The organism is Actinoplanes sp. NPDC051411, assembly GCF_040682075.1.
Lineage (GTDB): Bacteria > Actinomycetota > Actinomycetes > Mycobacteriales > Micromonosporaceae > Actinoplanes.
In genome coordinates this window covers 1-11,696 of sequence record NZ_JBFBAD010000217.1, presented here as the reverse complement: position 1 = coordinate 11,696, position 11,696 = coordinate 1, and the positions used below count along the sequence as shown (strand labels likewise).

The following is an 11,696-nucleotide window of genomic DNA, read 5'->3' as shown; positions in this document are numbered from 1 at the left end:
GCCGGCCGCCCCGCCCGCCCGCGCCGCTTCCCGCTGCCACCCCCCCGGGGGGCGGGGGGGGGGTGTTCCCCCCCGGCCCCCTCCCCGGGGGGGTCAGCCGGCCGTGACCGACGCCTCCTGCTTCTTCCACCAGTCCTGCCCCGACTGGGGAAGCGTGTCGATCGGGTCGTAGTACGCGTAGAGCTTCGACAGCGCCTCCGCGTCGTCCTTCTCGATCGACGTGCGGTAGTTCTTGGTCCAGTACGAGATGCCGTGTTCCCGGTCGTACTCGGTGAGCATGTGCACCCAGCGTTTCCCGACGAACGGCACGTCGCAGACGATCCGCGGGGTGGCGTAGCCGGGCAGGTAGCCCATCATGTCGTGCTGCAGCTGCTGGGCCCACCAGACCGGCACCCGCCAGTGCTCGGCGTTGGGGATCATGTCGCACATGTAGAAGTAGTAGGGCAGGATGCCGGCCTCGCCCTGCAGCCCGAAGCACAGGTCGAGCAGGTCGGCCGTGGTCGCGTTGACCCCGCGCATGAGCACGCCCTGGTTGCGCACGTCGCGGACGCCCACCTCCAGCAGCATGCGCGCCGCGCGCGACACCAGCGGGGTCAGCGAGTTCACGTGGTTGACGTGGGTGTGCACGGCCAGGTTGACGCCGCGGCGCTCGGCGGTGATCGCGACCCGCTGCAGGCCCTCGACGACGTCGCCCTGCAGCCAGTGCTGGGGGAGGCCCATCAGCGCCTTGGTGGCGAGCCGGATGTCGCGCACGGTCGGCACCGAGAGCACGCCCATCAGGTAGGCCTCGAGCTGCTTCCAGGGCACGTTGGCCACGTCGCCGCCGGAGACGACCACGTCGCGCACGCCCGGGTGGGCCTTGAGATAGGCCAGGTGGGCGTCGTAGCGGTCGACCGGCTTGAGGGTGAGCTTGAGCTTGTCGACGGCGGGCGTGGAGTTGCCGACCAGGTCCATCCGGGTGCAGTGCCCGCAGTACTGCGGGCAGGTCGACAGCAGCTCGGCCAGCACCTTGGTCGGGTAGCGGTGGGTGAGGCCCTCGGCGACCCACATGTCGTGCTCGTGCAGCGAGTCGCGGGTGGCGTGCGGGTGCGACGGCCAGGCCGGGTCGCGGTCGGAGGCGACCGGGATCATGTACCGCCGGACCGGGTCGGCCCGGAACGACGCCGTGTCGGGGACCCGGTCGGGCACCATGGTGTTGAGCATCTGGGGTGTGACCAGCATCGACATGGTCGCCAGGCGGGCCTGGTCGGTGGCGAGATCGTCGTAGAAGCTCTCGTCGAGCAGGTCGCCCATGAGCGCGCGCAGCTGCTTGATGTTCTTGACGCAGTGCACGCGCTGCCACTGCGCGTTTTCCCACTGGGCCGTGGTGACGTCGCGCCAGCCGGGGAACCGGGTCCAGTCGGGCTCGACCAGGGTGCGGCGGCGGTATTCGTACGGCTGGCCTGCCTCGGGGATCGTCACCGGTTCCTCCATAGCTCGGATCGTCCCCACCGTACCGGAGAAATTCCGGTCTAGAAACCGGTAGGCCGGAGGATTTACGGTATGTATACGCTGTGGGTCACAGAACTTCTGTTATCCGGGGGATGAAAGAGCAAGGATGGGGCGAATGACGGTTTCTGAGGCGGCGAGCGCGGGGTCGGGCCGGGTCGTGGAGCCCCGGGGAGTGCTGCCCCAGGCCGCCTGGCGGCTCGACCCGAGCCCCGAGATCGCCGCCGACGAGGTGCTGATCCGGGTCGAGCGGCTCAATCTCGACGCGGCGAGCTTCCGCCAGCTGGCGGAGAAGCACGGCGGGGACGGCGACGCGGTCCGCGCCGAGGTGCTCGACATCATCGGCACGCGGGGCAAGATGCACAACCCGGTCACCGGGTCGGGCGGCATGCTGATCGGGACGGTCGAGGGGGTCGGCCCGCGGTCGCCGCTCGGACTCAAGCCCGGTGACCGGGTGGCGACCCTGGTGTCGCTGACCCTGACCCCGCTGCGGATCACCGACGGGCTCAAGGACTGGGACGGCCGCGGCGAGCAGGTCCCGGCCCAGGGCACCGCCGTGCTGTTCGCCCGCTCGGTGGTCGGCGTCCTGCCCGGTGACCTGGCCCCCGAACTGGCCCTGGCGGTCTACGACGTGTGCGGCGCCCCGGCGCTCACCGACCGGGTCGTGCGGGGTTACGGCCGCGACCCGGCCGGTGAGGAGGTCACGGTGGCGGTGCTCGGCGGCGCCGGCAAGAGCGGTTCGCTCGCGCTGACCGCGGCCCGGCTGGCCGGCGCGCGTACGGCCGGGATCGTCGTCAGCGACGCCGAGCGCGAGTCGCTGCGGGGAGCCGGGGTGGCCGATGTGATCGCGGTGGCCGACGCCCGCGACCCGCTCGAGGTGTCGCAGGCGGTGACCGGGGCCCTGGGCGCCCCCGCGACGGTGACCGTGGTCTGCGTCGACGTGCCGGGCTGCGAGCACGGCGCGATCCTGTCGACCGCCGACGGCGGCACGGTGATCTTCTTCTCGATGGCGACCAGCTTCCCGGCCGCCGCGCTGGGGGCGGAGGGCCTGGCCGCCGACGTGACCATGCTCATCGGCAACGGTTATGTTCCTGGTCACGCCGACTTCGCGGTCGACCTGCTCCGCCGTGTCCCGGCGGTCCGGGCGTTGTTCGAGGCGCGAGTGGCGGCACACTGATCGGCATGACTGACCTCCCCTCGGTTTTGTTCTCGAACGGACGCTTCTACTCCGCCGCCGACCCGCGGGCGACCGCCATGCTGGTTCGCGGGGGACGCATCGAGTGGCTCGGCCAGACCGCCGACGCACCGTCCGCCGACGAGCGGGTCGACCTGGAAGACACGCTGGTCACCCCGGCGTTCGTCGACGCGCACCAGCACGCCACCGACACCGGCCTGGCGGTCGACGGCCTGGATCTGTCGGGTGTGCGGTCGCCGGGCGCGCTGCTCGACGCGGTCGCCGCGTTCGCCCGCACCCGAGCGGCCGGCGGCGTGGTGCACGGGCACGGCTGGGACGAGTCGACCTGGTCCGACCAGACCCCGCCGAACGCGGACGAGCTCGAGCGGGCGGCCGGCGGCCGGCGGGTCTACCTCTCCCAGGCCTCGGTGCACTCGGCCCTGGTCTCGGCCTCGCTCCTCGGCGAAGCCTCCGGCATCGCCGGCTTCGACCGGTCCGGCTGGGTGCGTGAGCAGGCCCATCACGCCGTACGCGCGGTGGCCCTCGGCGCGCTGACCGCCGCCCAGCGCACGGCCGCCCAGCGGACCGCGCTGAGCCGGGCCGCGTCGCTGGGCATCGCCGCAGTCCACGAGTGCGGCGGCCCGGGCACGTCGAGCGAGCAGGACTTCCTGTCCGTGCGGGCGCTGTCCGGTCAGGGCCTGCCGCAGGTGTTCGGCTACTGGGGCGAGCTGGGCGGGGCCGAGCGGGCCCGCGAGCTGGGCGCGGTCGGCGCGGCCGGCGACCTGTACGCCGACGGCGCGCTCGGCTCCCGCACCGCGTCGCTGCGCTCGCCCTACCACGACGGCGACCACGGGCACGGGGAGGCGTTCGTGACCGCCGAGCAGGCCGGCCGGCACCTGCTCGACTGCGTCCGGGTCGGCGTGCAGGGCGGCTTCCACGCGATCGGCGACGCGGCCATCGAGACCGTGCTGGAGGGATTCGCGATCGCCGCGAAGTCGGCCGGCACCGACCGGATCCGCGAGGGCCGGCACCGCGTCGAGCACGTCGAGCTGATCGACAAGGCGATGATCGCGCGGATGGTCGAGTTCGGCGTGATCGCCTCGGTGCAGCCGGTCTTCGACGCGCTGTGGGGCGGCACCGACCGGATGTACGCGCAGCGCCTCGGCGTCGAGCGCTCGCTGGCCAGCAACCCGATCGGGCAGATGCACGCGACCGGGGTGCCGCTGGCGTTCGGCTCCGACTCGCCGGTGACCGCGCTCGACCCGTGGGCGGTCGTGGTTGCCGCCGCGGCGCCCCGCAACCCGGTCTACCGGATGACCGTGCGGGCCGCGTTCGCCGCGTCGAGCCGGGGCGGCTGGCGGGCGGCCGGGGTCGACGGCGTCGGGGTGCTGGCCCCGGGCGCGTCGGCGACCTTCGCGGTGTGGGACACCCCGGGCGGTGTCGAGGGCGGCCTGCCGGTGCTGCTGCCGGACGCCGACGGCGCGGTGCCGCCGCGGCCGGTCTGCCGCCGCACGGTGCTGCACGGCGAGACGATCTATCAGGCGTAACGGGACAGGAAGAGGAGCGGGAACCGTGGCCGGGAAGCTGAATCTGGACCCGAAGGTGGTCCGTGCCGCCAGACGGCTGGCCGCCCGGGCGGGCCGGCCGGTGGTCGAACTGGCCCGGTCCCACACCACGGTGTCGGTCGAGCGGGCGGTGCTGCGCCTGGCCGGCGTGTCCGGCGCCGACTCGGACGGCATCCCGTGGGTCAACCGGCTCGTCGACGCCGTGCGCGAAGACGTCGGCCTGGGCCACGGGGTGTCGCTGCCGGTGTTCGCGGCCCTGGCCGAGGACGGGGGCGGCGACCTGACCGTCCTGGCCCAGAAGGCGGCGGCGGGCTCGGTTCGCTTCCGCGTACCGGAAGGAAGAGAGGCCGGTGCGGCCCGGCGGGCCGCGAAAACCGCGACCACCCGGGGCCTGCGGCTGGTTGACCGCCGGCGGGCCGAACGGGACCGGCTGATCAAGCGGTACGGCGATCCGACGCAGCGGCCGTGGATCTACCTGATCGTCGCGACCGGCGACATCTACGAGGACATTCCGCAGGCCCAGGCGGCCGCGCGGGCCGGGGCCGACGTCATCGCGGTGATCCGCTCGACCGGGCAGTCGCTGCTCGACTACGTGCCCGAGGGGGCGACGCGGGAGGGGTTCGCCGGCACCTACGCCACGAGAGAGAACTTCCGGCTGATGCGGGCGGCGCTCGACGTGACCTCCAAGGAGCTGGGCCGCTACGTCCGGCTCACGAACTACGCGAGCGGACTGTGCATGCCGGAGATCGCGGCGCTGGCCGGCCTGGAACGCCTCGACATGATGCTCAACGACTCGATGTACGGCATCCTGTTCCGCGACATCAACCCGATCCGCACCTTCGTCGACCAGCGGTTCTCCCGCCAGGTCCACGCCCGCGCCGGCATCATCATCAACACCGGCGAGGACAACTACCTGACCACGGCCGACGCGGTCGAGGCTGCCCACACCGTGACCGTGTCACAGTTGCTCAACGAATACTTCGCCCACGAGGCCGGCCTCGAGAACTGGCAGCTCGGCCTGGGCCACGCGTTCGAGATCAACCCCGACCTGCCGGACTCGTTCCGCATGGAGCTCGCCCACGCGCTGCTGGCCCGGGAGCTCTTCCCGGCAGCGCCGCTGAAGTGGATGCCGCCGACCAAGCACATGACCGGCGACGTGTTCCGCGGCAACCTGCTGGACGGCTTCTTCAACCTGGCCGGCGCCCTGACCGGCCAGGGCATCCTGCTGGTCGGCATGATGACCGAGGCCGTCGTCACGCCGTGGCTGTCCGACCGCGACATCGCCCTGCAGAACGTCCGCTACGTCCTCAACGGCGCCGGCAACCTCCACGAGGACTTCGTGCCGGCGCCGGGCGGCTTCATCCAGGCGCGCGCCCACCACGTGCTCGGCGAGGCCGTCGACCTGCTGGAGAAGATCGTCGACGACACGCTGCTGACGGCGATCGCCGACGGCACCTTCGGCATCATGAAGCGGCCACCCGACCGCGGCAAGGGCCTCGACGGCGTAGCCCGCCACGAGGACGACTACTACAACCCGGTGACGGAGGCCTTGGAAGCATGACGATCGTCCGGCCGTACGGGGACACCACCGGGGACGGGATGGTGCAGCTGTCGTTCACGCTGCCGATTCCGCACGACAAGCGGGCCGAAGGGGCCGCTCTGCAGCTCGCCGGGAAGATGGGGATGGATCCGGCGATGCTGGTGCACGCCAAGCCGATGGGGGACGGGTTCACGTTCTTCGTCGTCTACGGCAAGGTCGCGCACCTGGTCGACACCGAGAAGGTGCAGATCGTGGAGCGGGACTTCCCGCTGCTCGGCGCCAAGGAGGTCAACGCCGTGATCAAGCGCCGGCTCCGGCGGCGCCTCAACGTGGTCGGTGCCTGCATCGGCACCGACGCGCACACGGTCGGCATCGACGCGATCCTCAACCTCAAGGGCGTCGCGGGGGAGAAGGGCCTGGAGTACTACCGGGAGCTGTCGGTGACCAACATGGGCGCCCAGGTGTCGGTGCCCGACCTGGTCGAGACCGCCCGGGCGCAGAAGGCGGACGCCGTGCTGGTCTCCCAGGTCGTCACCCAGCGCGACGCCCACCTGCAGAACACGCGGGCCATGTCGGCCGCGTTCCGGGAGGCGCTGCCGGCCGGCAAGCGGCCGCTGCTGATAGTCGGCGGGCCCCGGTTCGACGAGCTGATGGCCGGCGAACTCGGCGTCGACCGGATCTTCACCCGCGGCACCACGCCGCGGGAAGTCGCCTCCTACCTCGTCCACGCCCTCCTCGGGAGCAGGAATTGATCACGGTCACGCACCGCCGTTACGTGCCCTACTCGCACGCCCACTACGCCGGCAACCTGGTCGACGGGGCCTACTCGCTGGGGCTGTTCGGCGACGTGGCGACCGAGGTGTGCATCCGGCTCGACGGCGACGAGGGGCTGTTCGCGTCCTACGACGACGTGCAGTTCAAGGCGCCCGTGCAGGCGGGCGACGTGCTCGAGGTGACGGCGACCGTGGTCACGATGGGCACCCGCTCGCGCCGGATCGAGTTCACCTCGACCGTCGTGTGCCGCGGGACCGGGGGCTCCGGGGCGGCCGTACTCGACGAGCCGATCGTGGCCGTGACCGCGACGGGCACGGTCGTGGTGCCCCCGCGGCCGTGACGACCGCCGTCTGCGTGGACGTCGGGTCCACGTACACGAAGGCCGCCCTGATCGACCTCGACGACGGGCGGCTGGTCCGCCGGGCCGAGGTGCCGACCACCGCGCAGGGTGACGTTCTGACCGGCCTTGATCAGGCGGTCGCCGCCGTCGGCGGCGGCCCTCGGCTGTATGTGTGTTCCAGCGCGGGTGGCGGCCTGAGGCTCGCCGTCGTCGGCTACGAGGCCCTGGTCACCGCCGAGGCCGGGCATCGCGTGGGACTGTCCGCCGGGGCTCAGGTGGTGCACGTGGCGGCCGGCCGGCTGGACGGCCGTGCGATCGTCGCTCTGCGTGCCTCGCGACCCGATGTGATCCTGCTGGTCGGCGGCACCGACGGCGGTGACGAGGAGACGCTGCTGCACAACGCCCGGCGGCTGGCCACCTCCCGCCTGCGGACCCCGGTCGTGGTGGCGGGCAACGCGGCGGCGCGCCCGGCCGCCGCCGCCCTGCTGACCGAACGGGGCATCGCCGTGACCGAGACGGGCAACGTGCTGCCCAGCATCGGCTCGCTAGACCCGGCGCCGGCCCGCGCGGCGATCCGCTCGGTCTTCCTGAAGCACGTGATCGGCGGGAAGCGGCTGTCGCGCGGCGGGCGGTTCGCGTCGCTGGTCCGCGCGGCGACCCCCGACGCCGTCCTCGCCGGGGTGGAACTGCTGGCCGACCTGACCGGCTACGGCGTGCTCGTCGTCGACGTCGGCGGAGCGACCACCGACGTCTACTCGGCGCTGGTGCCCGACCCGGAGCTGACCTCGGGGCCGCGCCGCGACGTGGCCGGCTTCCTCTGGCGGTCCCGGACCGTCGAGGGCGACCTGGGGGTGGCCGTCGGGGCGCCGGGCACGGTGGCGGCCGCGGCGGCCGAGAAACTGCCGGCCCCGGCCGGCGACCGGGAACTGGCGGCCGCCGCCGGAATGATCGCGCTGCGCCGGCACGCCCGCGGCCACTCGCCCGGGCCGGGCCGGCCGCGCACCGGCGGCCGGGACCTGCGGGACGTACGCCTGGTGGTCGGCTCCGGCGGGGTGTTGCGGCACGGCGGCGGGGCGTACGTGCTCGACGCCGTGCTCGGCGACACGGCCGGCGGCTGGCCGGCCCCGCGCTCGGCCCGCACGGTCGTCGACGAGCAGTACGTCCTGGCCGCCGCCGGCCTGCTCGCCATTGATCATCGTGACGCTGCGGCCGGGCTCCTGAGCGCTCTGTAGAACTCCGGGGGCCCGATCGGGTGTTCGGCGAGACACGCCGATGATGCGACACGCCAGAGGCGGGTGAGGCGGTTGACAGCGGGGCGGGGGGCCGACGTAACGTCTTTCTTTCCTGAACACGGCGAGCGGCCGATGTTCGTACTGTCCCTCCGCTCACTGGCCACGGCGTCCTCGCATATCCGAAATTGGGGGGGTCGCGCGTTCAGCCAGGTCCAGGGAGCGGGGGTCGGCGGGCGGCACGAACAGGTCGCGCCCCCGGTGGGTTGAGGGATCGAGCGGGGTCAGTAGACAACGGCACGACGCGGGCAGCCAGTCCGGGCCGGGCCGGTCCGAAGGTCAACAGCGAGATCCACCGGCACCACCGGCCGTGGGCGGGGGCAGCGCAAGAAGCGAACGGGATGCGGCCCGGGCCGGGTCGCATCCCGTCCTGCCCTATGTCCCCGCCGCAGCTTCGCCAGGTAGCCTCTCGCGAATGGAACTGACGCTGCAGCCGCCCGCGGAGTCGCTGGTCACCGCGCCCGCCACCCCGCCGCGGCCCCCGCGACTGCCGGTCGCCCTCGGGCTGGCCGTGCTCGCCGGGCTGGCGCTGCTGCTGTCGCTCCCGCCGTACGGTCTGTGGTGGCTCGCCCCGGCCGGGGTCGCCCTGTTCGCGGCGGCCGCCCACCGCCGCCGCCTGCGCGCCGGTGCCGGTGCCGGCTTCATCGCCGGGCTCGTCCTGTTCGTCCCCCTGCTCGACTGGACCCGGCTGGCCGCCGGCTGGCTGCCCTGGATGCTGCTGTCGTTCGCCCAGGCCGGCATCTTCGCGCTGCTCGGCCTCGCCTCGGCCTGGGTGTCCCCGCTACTCGACCGGCGCCGCTGGCTGTGGCCGCCGCTCGCCGGGCTGCTCTGGCTCAGCCAGGAGGCGCTGCGCGACCGGGCCCCGTTCGGCGGCTTCCCGTGGGGGCGGCTCGCGTTCAGCCAGGGCGACGCCCCGACACTGCGCCTCGCCGCGTACGGCGGCGCCCCGCTGGTCACCTTCGCCGTCGCCGCCGCCGGTGGCGCCCTGTTCGCGCTGCTCTGGCGGCACCCCCTGTCCTGGCGGGCGCCCGGCTCGTGGCGCGCGGCCGGCTTCCTTGTCGCGGCGGCCGCCCTGACCGCCGGCCCGGCCGCGGTCCCGGTCGCCCAGCCCGGCTCCACCAGCAAACTCGTCGCGATCGTCCAGGGCAACGTGCCCCGCCTCGGTCTCGACTTCAACGAGCAGCGGCGGGCCGTGCTCGACAACCACGTCAACGCCACCATCCAGCTCGCCGCCCAGGTCGCCGACGGCAAGGCCCGCAAACCCGACCTGGTCGTCTGGCCGGAGAACTCCAGCGACATCGACCCGCTGCAGAACGCCGACGCCTACCAGGAGATCACCGCCGCCGCCGACGACATCGGCGCGCCGATCCTCGTCGGAGCCGTCCTGCGCACCGACAAGCCGTCCGACATCCAGAACGCGGGCATCCTCTGGCAGCCCGGCACCGGCCCCGACCACAGCCAGATATACGTCAAACGGCACCCGGTCCCGTTCGCCGAATACATGCCGCTGCGCCCGGTCGCCCGGCTCGTCACCGACAAGGTCGACCTGGTGCAGAACATGCTCAAAGGCGACCACCCCGGGGTGATCCGCACCGGCCCGGCCGTCCTCGGCGACGTGATCTGCTTCGAGGTCGCCTACGACGGCATCGTCCGCGACACCGTCACCGGCGGCGCCCAGATCCTGGCCGTCCAGACCAACAACGCCACCTTCAACACCGCCGAAGCCGAACAGCAACTCGCCATGGTGCGCCTGCGCGCGGTCGAACACGGCCGCGACTCCCTGATGGTCTCCACCGTCGGCGTGTCCGGCTTCGTCGACACCGGCGGCACCGTCCACGGCGCCACCGGATTCAACACCCCGGCGGTGGTACTGCGTGACATGCGACTGGGCGGACCCACTACGCTGGCGACTCGTTTAGGCCAATGGCCCGAATGGGCGGGCGTCGCCCTGACCGTCGTCGCCCTGGCCGGCGCACTGCCGCTGCGACGCCGGCGCACGACCATCGACGAGGATGCACGACACGCGGAGGAACGGTGACCGAAGCCGAGGGCTACCCGGGAGTGGGACGGGTGCTGGTGGTAATCCCCACCTACAACGAGGCGGACAACATCCGGTCGATCACCGACCGGGTGCGCAGGGCGGTCCCGTCGGTCGACATCCTCGTCACCGACGACAACTCACCCGACGGCACCGGCACCATCGCCGACGAAATCGCGGTCGCCGACGACCACATCTTCGTGCTCCACCGGGCCGGCAAAGAAGGCCTCGGCGCCGCCTACAAGGCCGGCTTCGCCTGGGCCAAGAACAAGGGATACGACGCGGTCGTCGAAATGGACGCCGACGGCTCCCACGCCCCCGAAGAACTGACCCTGCTACTCGACCAGCTCCGCGACCACGACGCCGTCCTCGGCACCCGCTACATCGCCGGCGGCAGCGTCCACAACTGGCCGATGCGCCGCCTGCTGCTGTCCCGCGGCGGCAACATCTACATCCGCATGGCCCTCGGCATGCCGTTCAAGGACGCGACCGGCGGCTACCGGGCCTACCGCATGCCCGTCCTCGAAGCGATCAACGTCGACACGGTCGCCTCCACCGGCTACTCGTTCCAGGTCGAACTGGCCTGGCGCGCCCACCGGCAGGGCTTCCGCGTCACCGAGGTGCCGATCACGTTCACCGAGCGCGAACACGGCGTCAGCAAGATGAGCGGCAACATCTTCAAGGAACAGCTGCTCAGGGTCACCACGTGGGGCCTGCAGGCCCGCAAGGAGACCCTGCTCAGCATGGTCGGCCGCAGACCCCGGCAAGGCTCGACCTGGCCGTGACCCCGCACCGGCGTGTCATGCTGGAAACCGGAGGTGCCTGATGCGTCGTCCACTGGCCCTGTTACCCGTCGGGCTCGCCCTGCTGTCGATCGCCGAGATCGTGGTGTTCATCTCGGTCGCGCACGCGATCGGCGGAGGCTGGGCCGTCCTGCTGCTCTTCGCCTTCACCGTGAGCGGGCTGGCACTGCTGCGCCGCGAGGGCATCCGGGGGTGGCGGCGGTTCCAGGCCGCGGCCGTCGAGGGGCGTCCGCCGGGAGCTGATGTGTCCAACGCGCTGGCCGGGTTGGGTGGTGCGCTGCTGCTGGCGGTGCCGGGGTTCATCACGTCGCTCGCGGGTCTTCTGCTGCTGTTCCCGCCTGGTCGGGTTTTCGCCCGTCGGGGCATTGAGAACTTTGCCGGGCGGCGTCTTGGGGCTGCGGCCGTGGGTGATCTGTTCGGGCCTCGCCGGGTCAAGGTTCGGCGGGGGTCTCCGGTTGAGGATTCGCCGGAGCCGGTTCCGTCTGGGCCTGTGGGGGCTATCGAGGGTGAGGTTGTCGAGGGCGAAGTTATTCGCTGATCGGTGGTTTCTCCCGGGGGTTTTCTTGCTCTTGGACGCGTTTTGGGGGGTGGGGGTTGTAATGATTGGGGTTGGGGGGATTTTGGTGTTTGTGGACCACCCCCCCCAAAAAGTTCCCCCACACGCTCAACCCGGGTGAACACAGCC

Annotated in this window: 10 protein-coding genes; 9 read left to right on the top strand and 1 reads right to left on the bottom strand. The window is 72.3% G+C overall.

What is annotated here, in order from left to right; genetic code table 11:
• Positions 1–93: 93 nt before the first annotated feature.
• A complete protein-coding gene (locus tag AB0M88_RS51235; RefSeq protein WP_364115290.1) occupies positions 94–1,473 on the bottom strand; it encodes a lysine 2,3-aminomutase in 1,380 nt (459 codons plus the stop codon).
• Positions 1,474–1,606: 133 nt separating this feature from the next.
• Here AB0M88_RS51235 and AB0M88_RS51230 point away from each other — a divergent pair, with 133 nt between their 5' ends.
• From AB0M88_RS51230 to AB0M88_RS51190, 9 genes are all read left to right on the top strand, one after another.
• Positions 1,607–2,665: an L-erythro-3,5-diaminohexanoate dehydrogenase gene (locus tag AB0M88_RS51230; RefSeq protein ID WP_364115288.1), complete on the top strand. Its 1,059-nt coding sequence runs from the start codon at positions 1,607–1,609 to the stop codon at positions 2,663–2,665.
• A gap of 5 nt (positions 2,666–2,670) precedes the next feature.
• Positions 2,671–4,209, top strand: coding sequence for an amidohydrolase family protein (locus AB0M88_RS51225; RefSeq protein ID WP_364115286.1), 1,539 nt, complete (start codon positions 2,671–2,673; stop codon positions 4,207–4,209).
• Positions 4,210–4,234: 25 nt separating this feature from the next.
• Positions 4,235–5,788, top strand: a complete 1,554-nt coding sequence (locus AB0M88_RS51220; protein WP_364115284.1) for a lysine 5,6-aminomutase subunit alpha — start codon at positions 4,235–4,237, stop codon at positions 5,786–5,788.
• On the top strand, positions 5,785–6,519 hold the full coding sequence (locus AB0M88_RS51215) for an OAM dimerization domain-containing protein (protein ID WP_364115282.1): 735 nt from the start codon (positions 5,785–5,787) through the stop codon (positions 6,517–6,519). The genes AB0M88_RS51220 and AB0M88_RS51215 overlap by 4 nt, the downstream gene beginning before the upstream one ends.
• On the top strand, positions 6,516–6,881 hold the full coding sequence (locus AB0M88_RS51210; protein WP_364115280.1) for a hotdog domain-containing protein: 366 nt from the start codon (positions 6,516–6,518) through the stop codon (positions 6,879–6,881). Before AB0M88_RS51215 ends, AB0M88_RS51210 begins: the two co-directional genes overlap by 4 nt.
• Positions 6,878–8,113, top strand: a complete 1,236-nt coding sequence (locus AB0M88_RS51205) for a glutamate mutase L (RefSeq protein ID WP_364115278.1) — start codon at positions 6,878–6,880, stop codon at positions 8,111–8,113. The genes AB0M88_RS51210 and AB0M88_RS51205 overlap by 4 nt, the downstream gene beginning before the upstream one ends.
• Positions 8,114–8,585: 472 nt before the next feature.
• Positions 8,586–10,208 carry an apolipoprotein N-acyltransferase gene (lnt, locus tag AB0M88_RS51200; RefSeq protein ID WP_364115276.1) on the top strand — a complete coding sequence of 541 codons (1,623 nt, stop codon included), beginning with the start codon at positions 8,586–8,588 and terminating at the stop codon, positions 10,206–10,208.
• A complete protein-coding gene (locus AB0M88_RS51195; RefSeq protein WP_364115274.1) occupies positions 10,205–10,993 on the top strand; it encodes a polyprenol monophosphomannose synthase in 789 nt (262 codons plus the stop codon). The genes lnt and AB0M88_RS51195 overlap by 4 nt, the downstream gene beginning before the upstream one ends.
• Before the next feature lie 40 nt (positions 10,994–11,033).
• A complete protein-coding gene (locus tag AB0M88_RS51190) occupies positions 11,034–11,549 on the top strand; it encodes an FxsA family protein (RefSeq protein WP_364115272.1) in 516 nt (171 codons plus the stop codon).
• The last annotated feature ends 147 nt before the right edge of the window (positions 11,550–11,696 follow it).